This window comes from Pseudonocardia sp. D17 (genome assembly GCF_036984265.1).
Classification (GTDB): Bacteria; Actinomycetota; Actinomycetes; order Mycobacteriales; family Pseudonocardiaceae; genus Pseudonocardia; species Pseudonocardia benzenivorans.
This window is the reverse complement of the sequence record NZ_BPRG01000113.1, coordinates 30434-54233: the sequence shown is the minus strand read 5'-3', so window position 1 is coordinate 54233 and position 23800 is coordinate 30434. Positions and strand designations below refer to the sequence as shown.

The 23800-nt window shown below is 74.7% G+C and carries 19 protein-coding genes; 10 read left to right on the top strand and 9 right to left on the bottom strand.

What is annotated here, in order from left to right; all coding sequences use genetic code 11:
• Positions 1 to 20: 20 nt before the first annotated feature.
• Complete coding sequence (locus tag PSD17_RS18335; RefSeq protein WP_339123736.1) at positions 21 to 2174, top strand: transglycosylase domain-containing protein; 2154 nt, start codon at positions 21 to 23, stop codon at positions 2172 to 2174.
• A gap of 97 nt (positions 2175 to 2271) precedes the next feature.
• Here PSD17_RS18335 and PSD17_RS18330 read toward each other — a convergent pair whose 3' ends face one another.
• Positions 2272 to 3084 carry an alpha/beta fold hydrolase gene (locus PSD17_RS18330; RefSeq protein WP_339123734.1) on the bottom strand — a complete coding sequence of 271 codons (813 nt, stop codon included), beginning with the start codon at positions 3082 to 3084 and terminating at the stop codon, positions 2272 to 2274.
• Between the two features lie 37 nt (positions 3085 to 3121).
• Positions 3122 to 4636, bottom strand: coding sequence for a flavin-containing monooxygenase (locus tag PSD17_RS18325; protein ID WP_013674569.1), 1515 nt, complete (start codon positions 4634 to 4636; stop codon positions 3122 to 3124).
• A 1162-nt stretch (positions 4637 to 5798) separates the two neighbouring features.
• Between PSD17_RS18325 and PSD17_RS18320 the strand changes: the two genes are divergently transcribed.
• Entirely contained in the window at positions 5799 to 6542 is a 744-nt protein-coding gene (locus PSD17_RS18320; protein ID WP_339123731.1) for a helix-turn-helix domain-containing protein, read from the top strand.
• 83 nt (positions 6543 to 6625) lie between these two features.
• Here PSD17_RS18320 and PSD17_RS18315 read toward each other — a convergent pair whose 3' ends face one another.
• Positions 6626 to 6961, bottom strand: coding sequence for a YrdB family protein (locus PSD17_RS18315; RefSeq protein WP_013674571.1), 336 nt, complete (start codon positions 6959 to 6961; stop codon positions 6626 to 6628).
• Between the two features lie 213 nt (positions 6962 to 7174).
• Between PSD17_RS18315 and PSD17_RS18310 the strand changes: the two genes are divergently transcribed.
• The 3 genes from PSD17_RS18310 (at position 7175) to PSD17_RS18300 (ending at position 10936) form a co-directional block, all read left to right on the top strand.
• Positions 7175 to 8491, top strand: a complete 1317-nt coding sequence (locus tag PSD17_RS18310; protein WP_339123729.1) for a S1C family serine protease — start codon at positions 7175 to 7177, stop codon at positions 8489 to 8491.
• 368 nt (positions 8492 to 8859) lie between these two features.
• Positions 8860 to 10068: a cation:proton antiporter gene (locus PSD17_RS18305; protein ID WP_339123728.1), complete on the top strand. Its 1209-nt coding sequence runs from the start codon at positions 8860 to 8862 to the stop codon at positions 10066 to 10068.
• 97 nt (positions 10069 to 10165) lie between these two features.
• Entirely contained in the window at positions 10166 to 10936 is a 771-nt protein-coding gene (locus PSD17_RS18300) for an enoyl-CoA hydratase-related protein (RefSeq protein WP_013674574.1), read from the top strand.
• A 52-nt stretch (positions 10937 to 10988) separates the two neighbouring features.
• On the opposite strand, the gene PSD17_RS18295 is transcribed toward PSD17_RS18300, so the two are convergent.
• Positions 10989 to 11327: a hypothetical protein gene (locus PSD17_RS18295; protein WP_013674575.1), complete on the bottom strand. Its 339-nt coding sequence runs from the start codon at positions 11325 to 11327 to the stop codon at positions 10989 to 10991.
• A 378-nt stretch (positions 11328 to 11705) separates the two neighbouring features.
• Between PSD17_RS18295 and PSD17_RS18290 the strand changes: the two genes are divergently transcribed.
• From PSD17_RS18290 to PSD17_RS18270, 5 genes are all read left to right on the top strand, one after another.
• The gene (locus PSD17_RS18290; protein WP_339123724.1) at positions 11706 to 13370 is read left to right on the top strand and encodes a purine-cytosine permease family protein; all 1665 of its coding nucleotides are present in this window, start codon (positions 11706 to 11708) and stop codon (positions 13368 to 13370) included.
• Entirely contained in the window at positions 13367 to 13972 is a 606-nt protein-coding gene (locus PSD17_RS18285; RefSeq protein ID WP_339123722.1) for a cysteine hydrolase family protein, read from the top strand. The genes PSD17_RS18290 and PSD17_RS18285 overlap by 4 nt, the downstream gene beginning before the upstream one ends.
• 68 nt (positions 13973 to 14040) lie before the next feature.
• Positions 14041 to 14781, top strand: coding sequence for a GntR family transcriptional regulator (locus tag PSD17_RS18280; RefSeq protein ID WP_339123908.1), 741 nt, complete (start codon positions 14041 to 14043; stop codon positions 14779 to 14781).
• Positions 14782 to 14978: 197 nt separating this feature from the next.
• Complete coding sequence (locus PSD17_RS18275) at positions 14979 to 16391, top strand: amidase (RefSeq protein ID WP_339123720.1); 1413 nt, start codon at positions 14979 to 14981, stop codon at positions 16389 to 16391.
• Between the two features lie 32 nt (positions 16392 to 16423).
• Positions 16424 to 16699 carry a hypothetical protein gene (locus PSD17_RS18270; RefSeq protein ID WP_339123719.1) on the top strand — a complete coding sequence of 92 codons (276 nt, stop codon included), beginning with the start codon at positions 16424 to 16426 and terminating at the stop codon, positions 16697 to 16699.
• Positions 16700 to 16754: 55 nt separating this feature from the next.
• Here the strand turns inward: PSD17_RS18270 and PSD17_RS18265 are convergent, their stop codons facing one another.
• From PSD17_RS18265 to PSD17_RS18245, 5 genes are all read right to left on the bottom strand, one after another.
• Positions 16755 to 17525 (bottom strand): SDR family NAD(P)-dependent oxidoreductase, encoded by a 771-nt coding sequence (locus PSD17_RS18265; RefSeq protein WP_013674583.1) that lies wholly within the window; start codon positions 17523 to 17525, stop codon positions 16755 to 16757.
• On the bottom strand, positions 17518 to 17763 hold the full coding sequence (locus tag PSD17_RS18260) for a hypothetical protein (RefSeq protein WP_132975413.1): 246 nt from the start codon (positions 17761 to 17763) through the stop codon (positions 17518 to 17520). Before PSD17_RS18260 ends, PSD17_RS18265 begins: the two co-directional genes overlap by 8 nt.
• Entirely contained in the window at positions 17760 to 19757 is a 1998-nt protein-coding gene (locus PSD17_RS18255) for a hydantoinase B/oxoprolinase family protein (protein WP_339123716.1), read from the bottom strand. Before PSD17_RS18255 ends, PSD17_RS18260 begins: the two co-directional genes overlap by 4 nt.
• The gene (locus tag PSD17_RS18250) at positions 19754 to 21805 is read right to left on the bottom strand and encodes a hydantoinase/oxoprolinase family protein (protein ID WP_339123714.1); all 2052 of its coding nucleotides are present in this window, start codon (positions 21803 to 21805) and stop codon (positions 19754 to 19756) included. Before PSD17_RS18250 ends, PSD17_RS18255 begins: the two co-directional genes overlap by 4 nt.
• 146 nt (positions 21806 to 21951) lie before the next feature.
• Entirely contained in the window at positions 21952 to 23754 is a 1803-nt protein-coding gene (locus PSD17_RS18245; RefSeq protein ID WP_339123712.1) for a helix-turn-helix domain-containing protein, read from the bottom strand.
• Positions 23755 to 23800: the final 46 nt, after the last annotated feature.

Here is a 23800-nt window from a genome sequence, read left to right as displayed (position 1 = left end):
CCGCTCACCCGCACCGCCCCGTGACCGCTCCCGGACCCGCCCCCGACCGGTCCCGGCTGCTGCGCCGCCTCGCCCTGCTGTGCGTCGTCGCAGGCGTCGTCGCGACCGGCTTCCTGGTCCCCCTCGGCGTCGGCATCGACGACCTCTCCTACCAGGTCCCGACGGTGTCGGGCGGACCCGACATCGACCCGGCGAAGGTACCGCTCGCGACGACGGTGCAGGACCGCAACGGCGCGACGATCGCGACGCTCTACGCGCAGTACCGCACGCCCGTGAGCTACGCGCAGATCGCGCCCACGATGACCGCGGCGATCCTCGCCGTCGAGGACCGGCGCTTCTTCGACGAGTCCGCGCTCGACCCGACGTCGATCGCGCGGGCCGTCGTGAACAACGCCTCGGGCGGCGACCTGCAGGGCGCCTCCACGATCACCCAGCAGTACGTGAAGAACTACCTGATCGACGTCGTCGACCGCGACGACCCGGCCGAGCAGGCCGCCGACCGGGCGGACACGGTGGGGCGCAAGGTCCGGGAGGCCGAGATCGCGGTGCAGGTCTCGCACGCGATGTCCAAGCAGGACGTGCTCGCCGGGTACCTGGACCTCGTCGAGTTCTCCGGCAACGTCTACGGCGTCGCGACCGCGGCGCAGGCCTACTTCGGCACCACCGCGTCGGCGCTGACGGTGCCGCAGGCCGCCCTGCTCGCCGGCATGGTCAACAACCCGACGCTCGACAACCCCTACACCCATCCGCAGCAGGCGCTCGCCCGGCGCAACGTGGTGATCGACGCGATGGTGCAGGACGGGTCGCTCGACGCGGCGGCCGGCGCGACCGCCAAGGCGGCGCCGCTGGGGGTGCTGGCGAACGGCCCGGTCGTGCCCGGCAGCACGTGCATGTCCGCCCAGCCCGACGCCGGGTTCTTCTGCGCCTACGCCGTCAGCTACCTCGAACAGGCCGGGTTCACCGACGACCAGCTCGCGACGGGCGGCTACACCATCCGCACGACGCTGGACCCCGCGGCGAGCCAGGCGATCAAGGACGCCGTGGACGCCGACGTGCCGACGACGCAGAACGGTGTCGCCAACACGTTCGCCCTGGTCCAGCCCGGCGCGACGGGCCACCAGGTGCTGGCGATGGTGGCCAACCGCAACTACGGCACGGACGCGGGGGCGGGGGAGACGGCGACGAACATCGTCGCCGACCCGAGCAACGTCTTCGGCGCCGGCTCGTCGTTCAAGATCTTCACGACGGCCGCGGCGCTCGAGGCCGGCACCGTCGGGTTCGACAGCGCGCTGCTCGACCCGAGCTCCGCGTGCTTCCCGGTCCCGGGCTCGCGCACCTGCTACCCGGTGCACAACGACGGCGCCGGCTACCCGGACCCGATCAGCCTGCAGGACGCGCTCGCGACGTCGCCGAACGTCGCGTTCGTCGGGCTGGAGGAGAAGACCGGGCTGCCGGCCGTGATCGCGATGGCCCAGAAGCTCGGCCTGCGCACCACGCTCGCGTCCAACGACGTCGGCCGCCCGCCGATCACCGATCCGGCCGACCCGCTGTCGAAGAACCCGCAGTACGACCAGCCGCAGTCGCAGTACTACCAGGGCAAGCCGTCGTTCACCCTGGGCGACAGCCCGGTGAGCACGCTCGAGATGGCCAACGTGTCGGCGACGATCCTGTCCGGCGGGGTCTGGTGCCCGCCGACGCCGATCCTGTCGGTCACCGACCGCACGGGTGCGCAGGTGCCGGTGAACCAGCAGCCGTGCGCGCAGGTCGTCCCGCCGGGGCTGGCCCACACCCTCGCCGCCGGGCTCAGCCGCGACACCACGATCGGCACCTCCGCGGCGGCGGCGAGTGCCGCGGGCTGGACCCACCCCGGCATCGGCAAGACGGGTACGACGAACGCGAGCGAGTCGGTCGCGTTCGTCGGCGGGGTCGACGACTACGCCGCCGCGTCGATGGTCTTCGCCGACGGCCCGCACCCGCAGGAGGTCTGCCCGGGCACACCGGTGCACCTCGGGCAGTGCGGCAGCGGCGCGTTCGGCGGCACCGTCGCGGCGCCGCCGTACTTCGCGGCCATGAAGGCGATCCTGGGCGGGCAGCCCGACGTGCCCGTCCCGCCGCCGGACCCGGCGTACCTCGAACCGCGCGACGGCTCGTCGACGGTGCACGCCCCGAACTGAACCGGCCGCGGCCGCCGCCCACCAGCAGATCGAGGACGGCGCGAACATCGGCCGCGTCGTGCCGACGGTCGGGTAGCGGCCGTGGCCGCCGGGCGGGTCAGCGCGCCGGCACCGCCGCGAGGAAGGCGTCGACGCGGTCCGCCACGTCGGCCGGCCGTTCGAGGTGCATGCAGTGACTCGATCCGGGGCCCGTGACCAGCTGGTACTCGGCTCCCGGGATCGCGTCGGCCACCGCCTTCGCCTGCCACGGCGGGGTCAGCAGGTCCTGCTCGCCCACGACGACGAGCGTCGGCGCCGTGATCGCGTCGAGCCGGTCGAGCGTGTCGTGCGCGAGGTCGGCGTCCCACTGCTCGACGGTGACCTGCATCTGCGCCTCGTTCTGCGGGAAGCCCGGCAGTAGCGCCTCGAGCAGCTGCGGGAGGTTCGGGTCGTCGAGGGCCTGCGGGGAGAACGCGATGCCGGCGGCGGCCAGCGCGGACTCCATGTCCCGGTGCACGTAGGGCAGTCGTAGCGCGGTCAGCACCGAGCGCTGGAAGCCGTCGGCGCGGGCCCAGGTGGCGTAGAGCCCGGCGGAGGCGACCAGGTCGGGACGGGCCAGTGCGAGCTCCTGCACGACGGCGGAGCCCAGTGACCAGCCGAGGGTGTCCGCCCTCGGGATGTCGAGCGCCTCGAGCAGGGCGGCCGCGTCCTCGGCCAGCGAGGCGACGGTGATCGGGCCCTCGCCGCGGTCGCTGCCGCCCAGCCCGCGGTTGTCGAACGCGATCACCCGGTGTCGCTCCGCCAGCCGCGCGACGAGCTCGCCCCACAGCGGGAGCGACCCCGACGTGCCCATGACCAGCAGCAGCGGGTCTCCCGAACCGCTGATCTCGTAGTTGAGGGTGACACCGGTACGGACGGCCTGCGTCGGCACGTGTTCTCCTGTCTGTGCGGTGGTCGGGGTCGGGGGATCAGCGGTACTCGAGGCCGTCGTCGAGGTCGGCGGCGGGCATCGTCTCCCGCTCCTGCGCGTACTCCTTCAGGTGCGTCCACGGCTCCCGGTCGCCGCGGCGGAACATCCGGTCCCGCCCGCGCATGACGTAGCCGGAGCTGAAGTTGTCCTCGTCGATCCAGGGCAGCAGCGGCATGTCCGCGTCCTGCGGGCGCAGCGCGGGCACGACGGTCCGCGCTCCGCGTTCGCGCATGTGCGCGTCGAGCCGCTCGACGAAGTCCTCCACGAGGTCCACCCGCAGGGTCCAGCTGTGGCGCAGGTAGCCGAACGTGTAGACCATGTTCGGGACGCCGCTGATCATCAGCCCGCGCCAGGTGACGCGCTCGGTGAAGTCGACGGGCTCGCCGTCGACGCGGAACGGGATGTCGCCGAACACCGACAGGTCGAACCCGGTCGCGGAGACGACGACGTCGGCCTCCAGCACCTCCCCGGAGGCGACCTTCACCCCCTTCTCGGTGAACTCCTCGATGGTGTCGGTGACGATCGAGACCGCGCCGTCGCGCATCGCGGCGAACATGTCGCCGTCGGGCACCATCACCAGCCGCTGCTGCCACGGCCGGTAGCGCGGGGTGAAGTGCTTCTCGACGTCGGTGCCCTCCGGCAGGTGCGGGAGCATCTCGGCCATCAGGAACGCGTGCAGGTCGGCCGGTGCCTCCGTCCCCAGCCGGGCGATCTCGTCGAGCTGTGCGGTGTACTGGCGCCGCATGATCTCGTAGGTCCACTCCGGCGGCACGTCCAGCGCCTCGAGCTGCGCGGCGAGCTCGTGGGTGGTCGGCGGGGCGAAGTAGTACGACGGCGAGCGCTGCAGCATCGTGACGTGCGCGGCCTTCTCGGCGATCGCAGGGACGAGCGTCGTGGCCGTCGACCCCGAGCCGATGACGACCACCCGCTTGCCGGTGAGGTCGAGGTCGTCGGGCCAGCTCTGGGGGTGGACGAGGACACCCTCGTAACGGTCGAGCCCCGGCCACTGCGGCCGGTGCGGCGTGTCGTGGTCGTAGTAGCCCTGGCACATCCGCAGGAAGCCCGCGGTGAACCGCAGCCGTTCGCCCGTGTCCGCGCGGGTGACGTGCACGGTCCACGCCGCGTCGGCCGACGACCACTCCACCCCGGTGACACGGTGTCCGTAGCGGATCCGCGACGCCAGGTCGTCCTCCTCGATCACCTCGTCGAGGTAGTCCAGGATCGCCCCGCCGGCGGCGATCGACGGCCCGCGCCACGGCTTGTGCCGGTAGCCGTAGGTGAACAGGTCGCTGTCGGACCGGACGCCGGGGAACCGATGGGTCCACCACGTCCCGCCGCGGTCGTCCTTCGCCTCCAGAACGATGAACGTCCGGTCGGGGTACGAAGTGCGCATCCGGTGCGCCGCACCGATTCCGGACACCCCGGCGCCGACGATCAGCACGTCGACGTGCCCTTCGTCCCGGACGTCGGGTTCGGCGGTGCTGCTCTGCTCGGTCGGCACGGTCGTCGTCATCTCGGCCCTTCCGGTCGGCGCTGACCCGGGAACTCCGGCGCTACGACCGTAAGCGGATCCGGCGTCGGCGGGCGTGTCCGGAAGTCGGACACGTCAAGGGGTTGACGCGCGGGCATGATGTGAGGACGCGCACATCGGGGGTGCTGCATGCGGGATGCCCTGGCCGACATCAGGATGCTCACGTCCGCACGGGCGGGGTTCCTCGCCAGGGCCGACCCCCCACCTGCCGGGGTCCCACGGCAGGTCGTGGCGTCGTGGCGGCGCAGCGTCGAGAGCGGGGTCGACCCCGGTGAGCTGGTCAGCGACTACGACCCGGGCCTGGACTTCGGCTCGCGGCTGGTCCACTGCGCGCGCCCGGTGATCGAACAGCTCGCCGACCAGATCGCCGACATCCCGGTCTGCGTCGCCCTCACCGACGACCGCGCGCGGCTGCTCGTGCGCCGGGACACGACCCCGTGGGTCGGCAGGCTCGCCGACGACAACTACTTCGCGGCGGGCTTCGACTACGCCGAGGGCCGGGTCGGTACGAACGGCGTGGGCACGGTGCTGGAGTCGGGGGAGTCGCTGCACGTCGTCGGGGCCGAGCACTTCGTCGAGCGACTGCAGCCCTACGCGTGCGCGGGCGCACCCGTGCGCGACCCGGTGACCGGCCGGATCGAGGGGGTGCTCGACATCAGCTGCGAGACCCGGTACTCCTCGCCGGTCCTGCACTCCCTGGTGCGCACGGCCGCCGCGCGGATCCAGGACAACCTGTTGAACGACCGGGACGAGGCCCAGCGCGTGCTGTTCGAGACCTACTCCCGCCTCGACGCCCGCAGCCGGCACGCGGTCCTGGCCGTGGGGACCCGGGCCGTCGTCGCGAACGCGGCGATGCAGACCCTGCTCGATCCCCACGACCTGCAGGCGCTGCAGGACCACATGCGGTTCGTGATGCGCCGCGCGAGGTCGTTCGACGACGTGGTGTCGCTGCCGAGCGGGGCCCAGGTGCGGCTGCGCGCCCGGGCCGTCGAGCTGGGGGCCGACGTCGCGGGACTCGTCGGGACGGTCGCGCTCGTCCGGGAGGTCGACGGGCCCGCGGCGGTGGGGTCGGTGGCGGCGCGCCTCGACGGGACGCCCCCGGGGCGACGGCCGGTCCCCGGCGTGGCGGACGGCTCGGGACGGCGTGGCGGACGCGCTGCGGGCCGGCCGGGCGCTGCTCGTCGTCGGGGAACCGGGGAGCGGGCGGACCCGGCTGCTCACCGACCTCGCCGGACGGCGGAGCGGGCCGGGTGCGGACGTCATGGCGGCCGCGGACGTCACGGCCCGACCGGCCGGGGCCCTCGCCCGGATCCGGTCGCTGGACGGGGGCACCCTGCTCGTGCTGCGCGACGTGGACGCGCTGACGCCCGCCGCACTCGGGATCCTCGACGAGGTCGTCGCCGACCTGCTCGCCGCCGGCCGTCCCGTCGCCGCCACCGCCGCGACCCCGCCGCGCCACGACGGGCTGCTCGCCCGGTTCCGCAGCTCGGTCACCGTGCCGCCGCTGCGTGCCCGCGTCGTCGACCTGCCCGAGCTGGTCGCGACGATCCTCGGCGAGCTCGCCCCGCACCGGGAGGTCGGCGTGTCCGCGGAGGCGATGCGCACGCTCGCCCGGCACGGCTGGCCCGGCAACGTCGCGGAGCTGCGCGCGGCGCTTGCGGCGGCGCTGGACCGCCGGCCCGTCGGGACCATCGAGGTGGCCGACCTGCCCGGCTCGTGCCAGAGCATGCCGCGCAGCGCGTTGCGGGCCGTCGACCGGGTCGAGCGCGACGCCATCGTCGACGCCCTGCGCGCCGTCGGCGGCAACCGGGTCGCCGCGGCCGCCGCGCTCGGTCTCGCCCGCTCGACGCTCTACCGCAAGATCCGCCAGTACGGCATCACCGGGTGACGCGGCCGCCCGGCGTCCGTGCCGCGGTCGTGTCGGCGGTGGCTGCGGCGGGGCGGCGGGGCGGCGGCGGGGCGGCGGCGGGGTCAGGCCTCCCACTGGTGCAGTGTCGAGAGCAGGACGGCGTTGACCGCCATGACGGCGGCCAGCACGATCGCCGGCACGAGCGCGCCCGTCACGCCCAGCAGCACCGCCGCCAGCGCGAACACACCCAGCTCCACGGGGATGCGGGCGGGCGTCGGCAGCCGCCGCGCGGAGCGCGGCGCGCACCACAGCGCCCACACGGCGATCGCCGCCGCGGGCAGCAGGACCGCTGCGACGACCGCGCCGGCACCGTCGAACAGCCGGGCGCCCGCGTAGCCGAGCGCGACGAAGGCGCAGAGCTCGAGCAGGAACTTGAGTGCGAGGTTCGCGGCGCGCATGGGTCCGGTCTCCGGTCGGCGGGCGGCCCGGGTCGGGAGCCGGCCGGGCGAATGGGTACGACCATCGTGGCCCCACGGCCGCCGAACCCGGTCACGCGGCCGACCGCGGCCGCGTGCCGTCTCAGCAGACATCGAGGACGTTCACAGCGACGTCTTCCTTTCGCCGCGTACCACGGACGACGAGGGCAACCGATCCCGATCCCGAGGTGCGTCATGCAGAACCGTCCCGACGACGAGGCCCGGACCGACCGGCCGCAGCCCGGCGACCGGCCACAGCCCGACGACCGGCCACAGCCCGGCGACCAGGCCCGACCCGACGACCACGCCCGACCCGGCGCCGCGTCCCGGTCCGGCCGGCCGCGCCGCCGGTCGCGGGCCGTCGCCGCCGCGGCGGCCGCGGCGGCGGCCGTCCTGGGTGCGGGGGCCGTCACGGCCGGTGTCGTGGGCACCGGTGCGGTGACGACCGTCGCGTCCGGCACGGCGCAAGCCGCGCGGCACGTCGCCCTGCCGCCCGGCGCCGGGGACGACGGCTCGGGGACGGGCGGCCCGACCCGCGCCGCGACGGCCCAGGAGGAGGTCGGCGTCGTCGACATCGACACCGTCCTCGACTACGGCACCGGGCGCGCCGCGGGTACCGGCCTGGTGCTGACCGCCGACGGCGAGGTTCTCACCAACAACCACGTCGTCGCGGATGCCACGTCGATCACCGTCACCGTGGTCGGGACGGGCGCGAGCTACCGAGCGTCGGTCGTCGGCACCGACGCCACCGACGACGTCGCCGTGCTCCGGCTCGCCGACGCCTCCGGCCTCACGCCCGCGGTCCTGGCGAGTTCGGCCCAGCAGGCCGCCGTCGCGCCCGGTACGGCCGTGACCGCGGTCGGCAACGCGGGCGGCGTCGGCGGGACGCCCAGCGCCGCGCCGGGAACCGTGCTCGCGCTCGACCAGGCCATCACGGCGGGCGACGAGTCGGGCGGCGACTCCGAGCAGCTCACGGGCATGATCGAGGTCGACGCGGCGATCGAGGCGGGCGACTCCGGCGGCCCGCTCTACGCCGGCGGCGCGGTCGTCGGGATCGACACGGCGGCGTCGTCGGCGTCGTCCGGGCCGTCGTTCCGGACCGCGGCGCTGCCGGGCTCGTCGTCGGGCACCGTCGGCTTCGCCATCCCGATCGGGACGGCACTCGACATCGCCCAGCAGATCACCTCCGGTGAGCAGAGCGACGCGATCACCCAGGGCACCCCGGCGTTCCTCGGGGTCGAGCTGGCGCAGGGCGCGGGCGGTGTGGCCGACCCGGCAGCCGAGGGCGCCGTCGTCTCGGGCGTCGTGCCGGGCGGGCCCGCCGCCGCGGCGGGGCTGGCGGCGGGCGACGTCGTCACGTCCGTCGGCGCGACGCCGGTCGACGGCCCCGACGCGCTCTCGGCGGCACTGGCCGCGCACCGGCCCGGCGACCACGTGGAGATCGGCTGGTCGGACGCGTCGGGGAGCGCGCGGACGGCGACCGTGACGCTCGCCGCAGGCCCCGCGGCCTGACCCGCGCTCCGCCACGAACGGGTGACCTGGCACGCCGGATCCGGGTTCCGCCGCGTTGTCCGGGTACGGGGCCTCCACAGGGGGGCCAGTCGGAGGCCCCGGACGGAGGACGGTCCCGGGCCGCGCATCGCCCTTCTCGCGCGGTACCGGCGGGAGCGTTCCGGCCCGGGACCGGTCCTCCGTCGCCGGCCCCGGAGCGGGCCGCCCGGGGCGAGCCGACACGGCCGCCACCGCCACGCCCCGCGGCAGCGCATCCACCGCCGCCCGCTGCGCGGCTAACGATCGCGGAGGCCCGACCGAGACCGTGTCGGGGCGGCCCCGAACGGTGGTGCGCCCGGCGGACCACGGCGCGAGGAGACCCCGGGAGCGTGGAGAACGTCGGTGAGGCGCTGCAGAGCCTCCTCGCGGTCACCCTCGTGGCCGCCGTCGCCCCGCTGCTGCTCGGGCTGCTCCCGCGGCTGCGGGTCCCGCAGGTCGTGCTGCTGCTCGCGGGCGGGATCGTCGTCGGGCCCGCGGTGCTGGGCTGGGCCGACCCGACGGCGATCGAGCCGCTGGCCGACCTGGGGCTCGGCTTCGTGTTCCTGCTCGCCGGCTACGAGATCGACCAGCGGCTGTACCGACAGGACGCGGGCCGCCGGGCGCTGGTGGCCTGGTTCGTCTCGTTGGCGCTCGCGCTCGGGGTCATCGGACTGCTGGCCTGGGCGGGGCTGGTCCGGGCGTTCGTGCCCGTCGCGCTGGCGATGACGACGACCGCGCTCGGCACGCTCGTGCCGATCCTGCGCGAGAACGACATGCTGCGCGGCCGGCTCGGCGGCTACCTGATGGCGGGCGGGGCTGCGGGCGAGCTGCTGCCGATCCTCGCGATCGCGGTCTTCCTCGGCATCGGCAACCGCTTCGTCGCGCTGCTCTCGCTGGCCGCGGTCGTCGTTCTCGCCGTGCTGCTCGGCGTCGCGGCGCGGGTGCTGCGCCCCGGTGGGCGGCTCGACGACATCATCAGCGAGCGCCAGCACGAGACCAGCCAGATCACGCTGCGGTTCACCGTGCTGCTGCTCGTCCTGCTGCTGGCCGTCACCGAACGGTTCCACCTCGACGCGGTGCTCGGCGCGTTCGTGGCGGGCATGGTGCTGCGCCGGTGGGCCGGGCGGAACGCGCGCGTGCTGGAGGAGAAGCTCGACGTCGCCGGGCACGGGTTCCTCATCCCGATCTTCTTCGTCTACTCCGGCATGACCATCGACGTGCGGGCGATCGCGGCGGCGCCGCTGCGGCTCCTGCTGTTCTTCGGGCTGATGATCCTCATCCGGGGGCTGCCCGCGCTGCTGGTCTACCTGCGGGTGCTGTCGTTGCGCGAACGGGTCCAGACGGTGCTCGTGACGGCGACCGCGCTCCCGCTGGTCGTCGCCCTGACCCAGATCGGGCTGCGCAACGGCACGATGCTGCCCGAGAACGGGGCAGCACTCGTCGGCGCCGCCGTGCTGACGGTGCTCGTGCTGCCGACCGTCGCGGTCGCGATCACCAGACCCGGCCCCGACACCGGGCGCGACGTCGTCGCGCGGCGTCCCGACGAGGTCGCGGGCTGACCCGGCGCGTCTGCGAGAGTGGGGCGGTGAGCAACAGCCGGCCGGCCGACGACCGCCCCGGTGCCCGTGCGCGGCACCGCCCCGGTGGGGGAGCGCGATGACCGCGCCCGCCACCCCGCACCGGGTGACGACCGAGCGTCGCGGGCACGTGCTGCTCGTCCGGATGGAGCGGCCGGCCAAGCGCAACGCCGTCGACGCCGCGATGACGGCCGCCCTCGACGCCGCGCTCAACGACCTGGAGGACGACCCCGACCTGTGGTGCGGGGTCCTCTCCGGCGGGCCCGGGATGTTCTGCGCCGGTACCGACCTCGCCGGGGGCGCGGGCGAGCCGACACCGCGCGGCGGCAACTACGGCGTCGTCCGGCGGGTGCGGTCGACACCGCTGGTCGCGGCCGTCGAGGGCATCGCCTACGGCGGCGGGTTCGAGATCGTGCTCGCCTGCGACGTCGTCGTGGCCGGGAGGTCGGCGCGGTTCGCGCTGCCCGAGGTGGCGCGCGGCCTCGTCGCCAACTGCGGGGCGCTGTTCCGGGCCCCGCGGCCGCTGCCGCTGACCGTCGCCAAGCAGATGCTGCTGACGGGGCAGCCGATCGGGGCACAGCGCGCCTTCGACCTCGGCCTGGTCTCCGAGCTCGTCGACGACGGCGCCGCCGAGGACGCCGCGGTCGCACTCGCCGAGCAGATCTGTGCCAACTCCCCGGTCGCGGTGCGGGCGACGCTGCGCGCGGTCGATGCCGTCGCCGGGCTCCCCGACGAACGCGGCTGGACCGCGACGGCCGTCGCCGGCGTCGCGATCGCCGACTCCGCCGACCGGGCCGAGGGGATCGCCGCGTTCCTGGAGAAGCGCCCGCCGCGCTGGACCGGCCGCTGACCCGGTTCGTCGGCAGCGAGTACGGCCGCGGGGACCGCGCCCGCCCGGCGGGTCAGCGGGCCGCCCCGGCGGGCGTGCCGCCGAAGCCGAATACGCGACCCAGCCCGGCTGCCGCGGCGACGAGTCCGCGGCCGAACCCCGTGTGCTCCGTGTGTTCCTTGTGCTCCTTGCGCTCCCGGCGCTCCTCGCGCACCGGCTGCGCCTGCGGGTCGGACTCGGGGTCCGGGCCGTAGAGCGCGCCGTAGTAGTCGTAGCCGATGCCGAACCCGTAGCAGTCCATCGCGGCGAGTGCCGCGAACGCCTCGATCCCGCGGGGCGTGCGGCGGGGCCCGGTGGTGGTCCCGGTTTCGTCGGTGGTGGTCTCGGTGGCCTCGACGGTGCTGGTGCTCATGTCGTCCTCCTGGTGTCGGGCGGGGCGTCCGGTCCGGGCCGTCGCTCCGATGCCTCCGACACTGCCCCCGCCTCGGGCCTCCACCCGTCGGCCCGCCGGTCGACGCGACGGACGATCCCCGTGTCCCCCGATCGACCGACGCGGTCACGCCGGACCGGTGCGGTCACGGACGGATCGGTGCGGACGACGGGTGGCAGGGGAGCGGCGCAGCGGGCCCGGCTTCGGCGCGGCTCCGATCATCGCGTGGGTTCGCGCACGTCGCGGGCTCGGACGCCAGGCCGGGCGCGGCGCAACCCGGCGCAACGCGGCGCGTCATCGGGACGCAATGCGCGCTTCCTAGCTTTCGCTCGTCATCGAGGAGCACCGGGAGGCCCGCCCGTGAAAGTCGCCGACAACCCGCAGATGGAGGACTACTCGCTGCGGTACACGCCGAGCTCGTTCCGCAGCTGGTCGCCGTGGATGGTCTTCCTGTCGTGCCTGGTCGGGCTGTCGGCGATGGCCGGCTACGCGCTCGACGCGGCCTTCGTCAACGAGTTCGGGTTCACGAACTCCGTGTGGGGCTTCGTGATCGCGAGCGCCGTGACGTTGCCGCTGACGATCGTCATCGCGTTCGCGATCGCCCGCAAGCACATCGACATCGACCTGCTCACCCGCGGCTCCGGCTTCGGCTACCTGGGCTCGACGGTGACGTCGTTGGTCTACGCGACGTACACGCTGATCTTCCTCGCCTACGAGGGCGCGATCATGGCCCAGGCCGTCACGGCGCTGACCGGGCTGGACATCCACTGGTCCTACGTCGTCGTCGCGGCCGTGATGATCCCGCTGACGCTCTACGGGATGAGCTTCAGCTCGAAGTTCCAGGCCTGGACCTGGCCGCTGTGGGTGGCGCTCATCGGGATCGCCGTCGTCACCGCCGCCACCGCGCCCGACGCCGGTGCCCACATGGTGAACCCGCAGCCGCAGGGCGGCGCCGCGTCGGTGGTCGGGCTCAGCTTCGTCGCGGTGTTCGTCATCGCGGCGGCGAACCTCTCGCTGGCGACGCAGGTGGGGGAGCAGGGGGACTACCTGCGGCTGATGCCCGACCCCCGGCCCGGGAAGCGGGGTCGCTGGCGCGCCGCGGTGATCATGGGCGGCCCCGGCTTCGCGTTCTTCGCCCTCGTGATCTTCTTCGCCTCGACGCTGCTCGTCGGGTACGCCGACACCCAGGCGTCCGCCGACCAGGTCGCACTCCCGGTCGACCTGTTCACCACCGTGTACCAGCGGCTCACCGGTAACCACACCGTCGCGCTCGTGCTCGCCGGGGTCCTCGTGCTGCTGTCCCAGGTGAAGATCAACATCATGAACACCTACAGCGGCTCGCTGTCGTGGTCGAACTTCTTCTCCCGCGTCCTGCACCGCCACCCCGGCCGCGCGGTGTGGGTGGTCTTCCAGGTCGCGCTGTCACTGGTGCTGATGGAGCTGGACATCTTCGACCACATCGTCACGGTGCTCGGCGTGTACGCCAACGTCGGCATCGCCTGGATCGGCGCCATGGTCGCCGACCTGGTGATCGTCAAACGCTGGCTGCGGATCGGCCCGCGGCACGTCGAGTTCCGCCGTGCGCACCTGTTCAACGTCAACCCCGTCGGCTTCGGGTCGATGGTGATCGCGGCGGTGTTCTCGCTCGTCGCCTACTTCGGTGCCATGGGCTCGACGATGGCCGCGCTCGCCCCGTTCGTCTCCCTCGTGCTCGCGCTGGTGCTGGCGCCGGTGCTCGCGGTGCTCACCAAGGGCCGCTTCTACGAGGCGCGGACCAGCGAGTTCCCCGAGGGCGCCACCGACGCGACGTGCGTGCGGTGCGCGGGCACCTACGAGCTGGTGGACATGGCGACCTGCCCGTTCCACCAGGGCGCCATCTGCTCGCTGTGCTGCTCCACCGAGGGGTCCTGCCACGACTCCTGCAAACCGAACGCCTGGCTGCCGGGCCGGACCACCGACCTCGGTCTGCCCGCGGCCAGGCCCGCCGTCCCGACCGCCGCGATCGTCACGGAGGCGACACCATGACCGGCGCACTGCTCGTCGTCGACCTCCAGAACGGCTTCTGCCGGCCGGAGGGCTCCGTGCCGCGGGTCGGGCTGGGCCTCGCCGGCGTGGACGCGGCCGTCGCCCACGCCGCGACCGCCGTGCACGCGGCGCGCGAGGCCGGCACGCCGGTCGTCTTCACCCGGCACCTCTACCGCCCTGGACGCGCCGACGAGGGACCTAACCTGCGCCGCGACGGCGCCCTCGCGGCCCTCGACGGACTGCTGCTCGGCACCTGGGACGCCGAGGTCGTCGACGACCTCGGCTGGACGCCCGCCGACCTCACCGTCGACAAGTGCCGGTTCGACGCGTTCCTGTGGACCTCGCTCGACCCGCTGCTGCGCGGTCTGGGTGTCGACGAGCTGGCCGTGTGCGGCGTCGTCACGAACATCTGCGTGGAGTCGACGGTCCGGGCCGCGTTCATGCGCGACTACCGCGTGACCCTGCTCGCCGACGCCTGCGCCGCCGCCACCCCACGGCTGCACGAGGCGGGCGTCGAGGTCATGGGCGAGTGCGGGTTCGCGACGGTCCGCACCGTCGCAGAGCACGTCGCCGGTGCCGTGCCCGCCGTGACGGGCGCATGAGCAACGTGTCGGTGATGTCCGCGCCACCCGGGCGCAACGGCGCGTTCCTACCGTCGGGTGCTGTGAGCATGCCGGTTCCGCGACGACGACCGGGTGTCCGTCGCGGCGAGGACGTCCGGCGGCTGCGCGACCTGTTGCGTGCCGCGCTGCTCGCCCACCGGTTCCCCGAGGGTGCGCTGCCCTCCGAGACCGACCTGATGTCGGCGTACGGCGCCACCCGCGCGGCCGTGCGGGAGGCGCTGGCGATGCTGCGCTCGGAAGGGCTGATCGAGCGGCTCCCGGGCGTCGGTACCCACGTGATGGCCGACCCGCCGCGCACCGAGATGGACGAGGCCCTCGGCGTCACCCGCGGGCCGATGTACGCCGTCACGACACCGCCGCGGGTGCTGGACCGGTCGACGGTGCCCGCGCCGGTCACGCTGGCCGAGGCCCTGGGCGTCGAGCCGGGCACGCCCGTGCTGCGCCTGGAGTACGTCGCGATGACCGAGGGCCTGCCCAGCGCCGTCGCGACCAACTACGTCGTCCACCCGGAGGCGCAGCGGCTGCTCGCCACGTCGTTCCACGGGCACTGGTACCAGCTCATGGCCGACGCGGGCGTGGTGCTGGGGGAGTCGGAGTTCGTCATCGACTGCGTGCCCGCCGACGCCGGCACCGCCGAGCTGCTCGGGCTCGCGGCCGGGGCCCCGCTGCTCGCGGTGGAGCAGACGATCACCGACCCCGGCGGGCGCGTGATCGACGTGGCGTTCCTGCGCATCCGCCCGGACCGGTTCCGGTTCGTCTGCCGGGCCACCGCGTCCGGCCTGCTCTGACCATCGCCCCTGCCTGCCCTGACGGTCGACCCCTGTCCTTGCCGCGCTGTCCTTCCTGCGCTGTCCTTCCTGCGCTGTCCTTCCTGCGCTGTCCTTCCTGCGCTGTCCTTCCTGCGCCGTTCTCCGCGACCGTTGCCCTTCCCCGGCGTCCTCCCGGCCGCCGGGGCCCCGACCCCGACTCCGATCGGAGCCCACCCGTGTCCCTCACCCTGACCGACGCCGCCGCGGCCCTGCGCGCCGGCACCACGACCAGCCGCGCCCTCACGGAGGCCGCGATCGCCACCGCCGACCGGCTCGACGCGCGCGTCGGCACCTACCTCGCCCGGTTCGACGAGTACGCCCTCGCGACCGCCGACCGGGCCGACGCCGAACTCGCGGCGGGCCACGACCGCGGCCCGCTGCACGGGATCCCCTTCGGCGTCAAGGACATCATCGCGATGGCGGAGGGCCCGACGACCGCGCAGTCGCTGGTCCTCGACCGCAGCTGGGGCGCCGGGAAGGACGCCCCGGTCGTCGCCCGGCTCAAGGCCGCGGGCGCGGTGATCACCGGAAAGACGACGACCATGGAGTTCGCGTGCGGCATGCCCGACCTCGGCAAGCCGTTCCCGGTGCCGCGCAACCCCTGGGACCTCGAGACCTGGCCCGGCGGGTCGAGCTCGGGGACCGGGTCGGGCGTGGCCGCGGGCATGTTCCTCGCGGGGCTGGGCACCGACACCGCCGGCAGCATCCGCATCCCGGCGGCGCTGTGCGGGATCACCGGTCTGATGCCGACGTTCGGCCGGGTGCCCAAGTCCGGCTGCGTCCCGCTGGGCTACAGCCTCGACCACATCGGCCCGATGGCGCGGTCGGCCGCCGACTGCGCCGCCGTGCTCGCGGTGATCGCCGGGTCGCACGCGAGCGACCCCGACTGCGTCGACGCACCGTTCACCGCGGAGCCCGCCGGTGACGACCTCTCCGGGCTGCGTATCGGGGTCGTGCGCGAGGGGCACTTCCCCGACGGCGCCGACCCGGCACTCGCCCCCGCGTTCGACGCCGCCGTCGCGCAGCTGGAGGCGTCGGGCGCCACGACGGTCGAGGTCGTCCTGCCGCTGCGCGCGGAGCTGATGACCGCCGACATCGTGACGACGGCCTGCGAGGCGCTCGCCTACCACCGCACCGACATGACGACGCGCTGGGACGACTACTTCGCCGCCACCCGCGCGATGATCGCCCGGGGCGCCATGGTGTCGGGCGCCGACTACGTGCAGGCCCAGCGGATGCGCCGCGCCGGGCAGCTCGCGCTGGGCCGGCTGTTCGCCGAGGTCGACGTCGTCGCCTGTCCGACGATCTCCGTCGGCGCGCCCGCGTTGCAGGGCTACCTCGACGGCACGACGGAGATCATGGAGCTGTTCGCCCACATCCACACCGGCTACTGGGACTCCGTCGGCAACCCGGTGCTCGCGCTGCCCATGGGCGCGACGGCGTCGGGGATGCCGCTGTCGCTGCAGCTGGCCGGGCGCCCGTTCGAGGAGGCGACGCTGCTGCGCGCGGGCAGCGCGTTCCAGGCCCGCACCACCCACCATCTGCGCGTACCCGCCCTCGCCGCAGGCGACGAGGCGGTCGCCGCGTGAGCCCCGCCGCCGTTCCGGGACCGGAGACCGACATGACCACCACCGACACGACCACCACCGACACGACCACCACCGACACGACCAACATCGACACGGCCACCGCCGACACCGTCCGCTCGCTGATGCGCGAGGCACGCATCCCGGCCTCCGACGCCGAGATCGCGGCGTACGCCGCGGCCTACCCGGGTGTCCGCGCGGGGGTCGAGGCGCTCTACGCGCCCGTCGAGGTGCGCTACCTCGACCCGGCGCTGCGCTTCCGGGCCGACGCCGTCGGCCCCGAGACGCCGTGGGCGGGCCCGCCTGCCTGACCCCGCCGGGCGCTGCGTGAGACGAGGCCTCGCTCACGGGCCGCTCAGGAGCCGGTCAGTACATCACCGTCCCCGCCGAGACGTTGACGTCCTCGCCCGTGATCCCCGCGGCCGCGTCGGAGGCCAGGAAGGCGCAGACGGCCGCGACCTCGTCGGCGTCGACGGTGCGGCCCATGGGGGAGATGTCGGTGAACGCCGCGCGCGCCCGGTCCTCGGTGATCCCGTCGCGAACGGCGTTGCGCCGCACCAGGGCGTCGAGCCTGCCGCCGCCGACCGGCCCGGGACACACGCAGTTCGCCCGCACCCCCGACGGTCCGAGCTCGGTCGCCAGGGTGCGCACCAGACCGATCACCCCGAGCTTCGACGCGGCGTACGGTCCGCGGCCGGCCATCGGGCGCTTGCCCGTCATCGAGCCGATCGCGATCAGCGACCCCTCCCGGCGCGCGATCATCCCGGCCGCGAACGCGCGGAAGGTCAGGAAGACGCCGTCGAGGTTCGTCGCGAGGCAGTCCCGCCACTCGGCCAGGGCCGCCTCGTGCAGCGGCCCGACCGGTCCGGTCACCCCGGCGTTGGCGACGACGGTGTGCACCGCCCCGAGCGCCTCGGCGGCCGACGCGAGCTCCGCGACCGCGGCCTCGTCGCGGACGTCGCAGGCCACCGGTTCGGCGGTCGCCCCGAGGCCGCGGACCTGGTCGAGGGTCTCGGCCAGCGACGCGGGGTCGCGCGAGGTGACGACCAGGCGGAACCCGTCGCCCGCCAGCGCCCGCGCGACCGCCTGCCCGATGCCGCCGGCCGCCCCGGTGACGACCGCGACCCGGTCACCCACCCGCGCCGCGCAGGTGGGCGCTGAACGGGACGTAGGTGAAGCCGAACGGCGTCGGGCTCGGTTCGCGGCGCAGCACGTGCAGGCAGCCGGGGCAGCGCGCGACCAGGCACCAGCCGCGCAGGTCGAGCATCGGGTAGCCCTCGACGTCGCCGCCCCCGCACCGCGGGCAGGTCTCGTCGAGGCGGGTCCGCGGGACCGACAGCTCGGTCTCCTCCGGACGTCCGAACAGCATGGTCATCGGGCACCTCCGTTGCGCAGCACCGCGGTCGCCGCCTCGTCGACGCGCAGCCGGTCGGGCGCGGTCTCCGGGTCGCCCTCGACGGCGACGCCGTAGTCCCGGCGCGCGCCCTCGACGCTGACGTAGCCGTCCCGGACGTCGCGCAGCACCGCGGCCGGGTCGCGCCGGTGCGGGTCGCCCCAGCCGCCCGCCCCCGGCGTGCGCACCCGGACCAGGGTGCCGGGCCCGGCGTCGACGTCGCCGAGGCCGTTGACCCAGCGACCCTCCCCGGCCGCGACGGCCCCGCCGTCGTCGTCGAAGTAGCCGCCGAGCGGCTCCAGCCCCGGCCCGTCGTCGCGCGCGACGAGCCAGCTCCGCGCGACCGCGCTGCCGGGTTCGGCGTCGGCACCGGCGACGCCGACCCAGGCGCCGCCCGGCCGCCCGGCCTCCGCGCCCTTGCTGCCCCACGGCAGCACCCGCAGGTGCAGCAGCAGCGGGTAGACGTCGGCCCGCGAGACGACCATCCGGTCGTAGACCACGCCCGCGCCGCCGCGGTGTTCACCGGGGCCGGCCGTGTCGGTCGCGAACTCCTTGCGCAGCACCATCACCGGGTGGTCCTCCTCGATGGCCTCCGCCGACATCTCCATGAGGTTCTGCTGGCTCATCGACACGAAGCTCTCCCCGTCGCCGGCCGCCGAGGCGCCGAAGCCGCCGAGGGCGAACAGCGGGGCGACGAACAGCCGCCGCCCGGACCCGTCGGGGTCGTCGAGGGTCACCGGGACCGACTGCGTCGCCGCGGCCAGCTGTTCGGCCACCCCGGGGGGGAGGTTGCGCCGGGGACCGCTCGACGGGGCGCCGGTCGTCCCGGTGATCAGCAGGCCCATGTTGGTGCTGTAGTGCCCGCCGAAGGCCGCCTCGGCGGGCGCGCCCGACAGGAACGCCTTGGTCACGGCGTTGAACACGGCCTCGGCGGCGTCGAAGTACATCGTCGTCGCGGCGGGCGGGCGGGCGCTGACGAACGTGCCCTCCGGGATCACGATGCTCACGCACCGGAAGGCGCCGGCGTTGTTCGGGTTGTGCGGGTCGCAGAGGAACTTGACCGCGGTGAACACGCCGTTGATGGCGTCGAAGACGGAGCAGTTGACCGACGACGCCGCCTCCCGCGTCGTGCCGCTGAAGTCGACCTCGACCTCGTCGCCGCGCTTGCGCACCACCGTCCGGATCACGTACGGCTCGTCGTTGTAGGCGTCGGCGTCGATGCCGTCCTCGCCGACGAAGTCGCCGTCGGGCAGGGCGCGCAGCCCCTCGCGGGTCGACCGGTCGGCGTAGTCGAGGGTGTAGGCCATGGCGTCGTGCAGCGTCTCGACGCCGTGCTGGTCGGCCAGCGCGAGCAGCCGCTCCTCGACGAACGACGCGGCGCTGTGCAGCGCCTGCAGGTCGGCGAGCATGTTCTGCGGCAGTCGCGAGTTGTCGAAGTAGAGGTTGAAGCCGGGGATGAAGGGCTCGTCGTCGCGGTAGACCTGGACGCCGGAGATGACGACGCCCTCCTCGAACAGCGAGCGCTTGCGCACCGAGTAGCCGCCCGCGGTCAGCCCGCCCATGTCGACCAGGTGCGCCTTCACCGCGACCCCGCCGATCAGCTCGCCGCCGTGGAAGACCGGCCGGAAGAACCCGTTGTCGTAGACGTGGTTCCCGCCCTTGAACGGGTTGTTGTAGGCGATCAGGTCGCCCGGGCGCAGGTTCTCGACGCCGTACTCCCACACGAGGTTGCGCACCATGTAGGGCATGACGCCGGAGAAGTGCGCGAGGCTCTCGTTCATCGCGACGATGTCGAGGTCCAGCCGCGGCGGCGCGATCGGCCCGACGAGCGTCACGCAGAAGTCGAACGCGTCGCGGATGATCGGGGAGAAGCTCGACCGCAGGATGATCCGGCCGGCCTGGCGCACCGTCGCGTAGAAGGCGCTGCGCAGGATCTCGAGGCCGACGGCGTCGTCGCCGCGTGCAGGCGTGCTCATCGGTCGGCTCCCCACGTGATCACGATGTGTCCGGTCGGCTCGACGCGGGCGGTGTCGCCGTCGTCGAGCACGGTCGTGGCGGTCGGCTGCACGACCAGTGCCGGGCCGTCGACGCGGTCCCCGGCGCGCAGCGCGGCCCGGTCGACGACCGGCACCTCCCGCCACGCCCCGCCGCGGAAGATCCGCGCCCCCTCGGCCGACGGCGGTGCCGCCCCGGACGACGCCGCGAGCTCGGGTGCGTCGGGCGTGCCCAGCGCGACGGTCGCGGTCACCCGCGCCATCGTCACCTTCACGTCGGCGTGCCCGACGGCGTAGCCCCAGGTCCGGCGGTGGGTGTCGTCGAAGTTGGCCCGCAGCTCGGTCATCGCTGCGTCGTCGAGCGGCCGCCCGGGGACCGGGACGCCTGGTGTCTCCCACGTCTGGCCCTGGTAGCGGCCGTCGAGCCAGCGGGTCACGTCGATCCCCGGGCGGTCGCCGAGGGTGCGGCGGGCGTCGTCGCGCAGCCGGGTGTAGGCGTCCTCCAACGCACCCGGCGGCAGCTCGCCCAGCTGCTTGACCACCGGTTCGCCGACGTCCATCCGCAGGTCGGCCAGCGCGAGCCCGTAGGCCGACTCCTCGCCCGGCTGCGGCGGGACGACGACCGACTCGCACCCCAGCGCCCGCCCGATCGACGCCCCGAACACCGGCCCCGCCGAGCCGTAGGCGTAGAGCGCGAACCGCCGCGGGTCGATGCCGTTGTAGACCGACACCTCGCGGGCCGCCTCGACCATCGCCGCCGTCGCGACGTCGACGATCGCCTGCGCGGCCGCGGGCGTGTCGAGCCCGAGCGCCTCGCCCAGCGGGGCGACGGCGGCCGTCGCGGCCTCGGTGTCGAACGTGGCCGTCCCGCCCATGAACCGGGCCTGCCCGAGGATGCCGAGGACCGCCAGCGCGTCGGTGACGGTCGGCTCGGTGCCGCCGCGGCCGTAACAGGCCGGACCGGGCTCGGCACCGGCGCTGCGCGGGCCCACCCGCAGCGCGCCGCGGGTGTCGACCCAGGCGATCGAGCCGCCGCCGGTGCCGATGCTGTGCACGTCGAGGGCGGGCAGCGCGATGATCACGTCGTGCTCGAGCTCGAGCTCGGTGGTCACGACGGGCCGCCCGTCGGCGACGACGGCGCAGTCGGCGCTGGTCCCGCCGATGTCGAGGGTGATGAGGTTCTGCAGGCCGATGCGGCCGCCACCGCGCTGCGAGCCGATCACACCGCCCGACGGCCCCGACTGCAGCGTGTACGCGGGCCGGTCGCGGGCCGTCGCCGCGGGTAGCACGCCGCCGTTGGACTGCATCAGCATCAGCGGTCCGGTGTAGCCCAGCTCGGCCAGCCGGCGTTCGGCGCGTTCGAGGTAGCCCTGCACCAGCGGCCCGACGTAGGTGTTGACGGCGGCGGTGGAGAAGCGGGGGTACTCCTTGAAGCAGGGATGCACGCCGGTCGAGGTCCAGCACGGCAGGCCGGGCGCGACGTCGGCGACGATCCGGGCGGCCTGGCGCTCGTGCTTGTCGTCGGCGTAGGCGTTGACCAGGCACACGACGATCGCCTCGACACCCTGCCCCACCAGGAACCGGACCTCGGACTCCAGCCCCGCCTCGTCGAGCGGGACGACCTCGACGCCGTCGCGGTCGATCCGGCCGGCGACCGTGCGCCGCAGGTGCCGTGGCACGAACGGGCGGCGGGTGTCGCCGAACTCGCGTTGCCAGCGCGGGTTGAACTGGTCGCCGCCGGGCCGCTGCCCGCGGCCCATGGCCAGCACGTCGCGGAACCCCTCGGTGGTGATCACGCCGATGGTGTTGCCGGTGCGGGTCAGCACCGCGTTGAGCCCGACGGTGCAGCCGTGCAGCACCAGGGAGATCTCCGACATGGGTACGCCCAGCGCCTCGACGCCGGCGACGAAGCCGTCGGACTGGTCCTGCGGCGTCGTCGGCACCTTGCAGGTGCGCACCGCGCCGGTCTCCTCGTCGACCGCGACGCAGTCGGTGAAGGTTCCGCCGACGTCGATCCCGATCCGGTACATCCGCGACCTCCGGTCCGCGCCGACGACGCGCCCCGTCGCGCGCCGCCCGGCCCGGTCATCGTGGCGCCATCCCGCGACGACGCGCCATGGCCGGGTGTCCAACGCACGCCCGGATTTCTGTGCCGGCGACGCAGGGCTGCGGGCGGTCACGGATGCCCGGCCGCCCGCTGGACCGCCCGCACCATCATCGCGACGCGCAGCTCGAACACGGCGTCGGCCCGCTGCAGGTCCAGGCCGGTGAGCTCGCCGGCCCTGCGCAGCCGGTAGCCGACCGTGTGCGGGTGCACGTGCAGCGCCCGGGCCGCCTCGGCTGTCGCGCCGCCCGCGTCGAGCCAGGCGCGCAGCGTCCCCACGAGATCGGTCGACCGCTGGGCGTCGTGGCGTTCGAGCGGGCCGAGCGTGCGGTCGGCGAGTCGGCGCAGGCCGTCGGGTGCGCCGGACTCCAGCAGCAGCGCGGCGACGCCGAGGTCGTCGAGGTCGACCACGGGCCCAGCCCGACGCGGGCCCGCGGCGGCGAGGGCGGCGGCGGTGCGCACCACGCGCCATGCGGCCGGGTAGTCCTCGGTCCCGGTCACGGTCGCCCCGACCACGGTCGGCCTGTCGGGCAGCGCGGCCGCGGCCGCGACCAGGGCTGCCCGGTCCGCGTCGGGGACGAGGACGACCAGCGACCCGGCGTCCTCGCCGACGAGCGCGGCGTCCCCGAAGGCCTGGCGGGCCGCCCGCGCGCTGCGCGTCGCGGCGGCGCCGGCGGGGACCAGCACGACCGTGTGCGGCCGCGTCAGGTCGTGGCCGAGGGCGCGGGCCCGGTCGCGCAGGTCCCGGTCCCGCCCGCCGCCGCTCACCAGGTCGACGGCGAGGTCGCGGGTGAGCCGCAGCGCCGCGTCGGCGGCGTGCCTGCGCTTGTGCAGCTCCAGGGCCACCAGCGGGGCGAACCGCTCGATCACCGACCGGACCAGCGGCGGCGCGCCCGCGCCCGCGTCCCGGTCGCGGATCACCCAGAGCCGGGCGACGGCCTCACCCGCCACCGCGAGCGCCAGCACCCACGCGTGCGCGTCGCCGAGCTCCAGCCGCACCGGCGACGACCCCGGGCCGAGCGTGCCGAGCTCACGGCCGAGTGGGAGCGCGGCCGTCGCGGCCGGGCGCTCCCGGCCGGCCGCGGCGTCCGCCGAGCGGGCCAGCACCGTCCCGTCCTCGGCCGACTCCAGCACCACCGTCGCGGCCAACGCGTCGGCGAGCGCGTCGAGCACGCCGTCGAGCCCCGCGTCGTCGAGCAGCAGGGCCACCAGCCGCCGGTCCTGGGCCTCGGCCCATTCCCGTTGCGCGCGTTCGTGATGCAGGCTCTCGACGGCCGTCGTCAGCTCGGCGTTGGTCTTCTCCAGCTGGGCGATCGTGCTGCGCTGAACCTCCTTGACCCGCGCCGCGCGCAGCACCGTCGCGACGTACTGGGCCATCAGCTCGGCGAGGGCCAGCTCCGAGGCCGCGAACCGGTGGGCGCGCCGGGTGTACCCGACGAGGACGCCCGCGCAGCCGTCGTCGGCGTCGAGCGGGACGGCGAGGATCGAGTGGATCCCCTCCCGGCCCGCCGCGGCCCGCCACGGGCTGTCCTCGCCCAGGCCGTCGACGTCGGACAGCACGACGGTCCGCCGCTCCCGGACCGCCTGCGCGGCGGGCACGTCCGGTGCGTGCGCGGTGGGGTGCACCAGCATCGGCGCCAGCGAGTCGAGGTCGTGGCGGTAGGCCTCGGTCAGCCCGTGGCTCGCCCTCGTGACCAGGCGTGTCCCGGTCTCGTCGAGCAGCATCACCGCGCACGAGTCGACGCCGGTGAGCGCGCACGTGTGCCGGGCGACGCGACGGAGCAGGGCTGCGGGCTCCTCGTCGGCGTTGAGCCCGCGCAGGACGTCGGCGGCAGCGTTCATCCACTCGGTACGGGGACCGTCCGGGTCGGACACCGGCACCTCCGCGTCGTCGCGGCCCGGGCGGTCCGGGCTCGGCTAG

Excerpts from the sequence above, each read along its gene's own strand:
- PSD17_RS18325 (WP_013674569.1), bottom strand. The coding sequence starts at position 4,636 with ATGACGACGACCGTGCCGACCGAGCAGAGCAGCACCGCCGAACCCGAC.
- PSD17_RS18315 (WP_013674571.1), bottom strand. The coding sequence starts at position 6,961 with ATGCGCGCCGCGAACCTCGCACTCAAGTTCCTGCTCGAGCTCTGCGCC.
- PSD17_RS18310 (WP_339123729.1), top strand. The coding sequence starts at position 7,175 with ATGCAGAACCGTCCCGACGACGAGGCCCGGACCGACCGGCCGCAGCCC.
- PSD17_RS18300 (WP_013674574.1), top strand. The coding sequence starts at position 10,166 with ATGACCGCGCCCGCCACCCCGCACCGGGTGACGACCGAGCGTCGCGGG.
- PSD17_RS18295 (WP_013674575.1), bottom strand. The coding sequence starts at position 11,327 with ATGAGCACCAGCACCGTCGAGGCCACCGAGACCACCACCGACGAAACC.
- PSD17_RS18285 (WP_339123722.1), top strand. The coding sequence starts at position 13,367 with ATGACCGGCGCACTGCTCGTCGTCGACCTCCAGAACGGCTTCTGCCGG.
- PSD17_RS18280 (WP_339123908.1), top strand. The coding sequence starts at position 14,041 with ATGCCGGTTCCGCGACGACGACCGGGTGTCCGTCGCGGCGAGGACGTC.
- PSD17_RS18270 (WP_339123719.1), top strand. The coding sequence starts at position 16,424 with ATGACCACCACCGACACGACCACCACCGACACGACCACCACCGACACG.
- PSD17_RS18260 (WP_132975413.1), bottom strand. The coding sequence starts at position 17,763 with ATGACCATGCTGTTCGGACGTCCGGAGGAGACCGAGCTGTCGGTCCCG.
- PSD17_RS18255 (WP_339123716.1), bottom strand. The coding sequence starts at position 19,757 with ATGAGCACGCCTGCACGCGGCGACGACGCCGTCGGCCTCGAGATCCTG.
- PSD17_RS18250 (WP_339123714.1), bottom strand. The coding sequence starts at position 21,805 with ATGTACCGGATCGGGATCGACGTCGGCGGAACCTTCACCGACTGCGTC.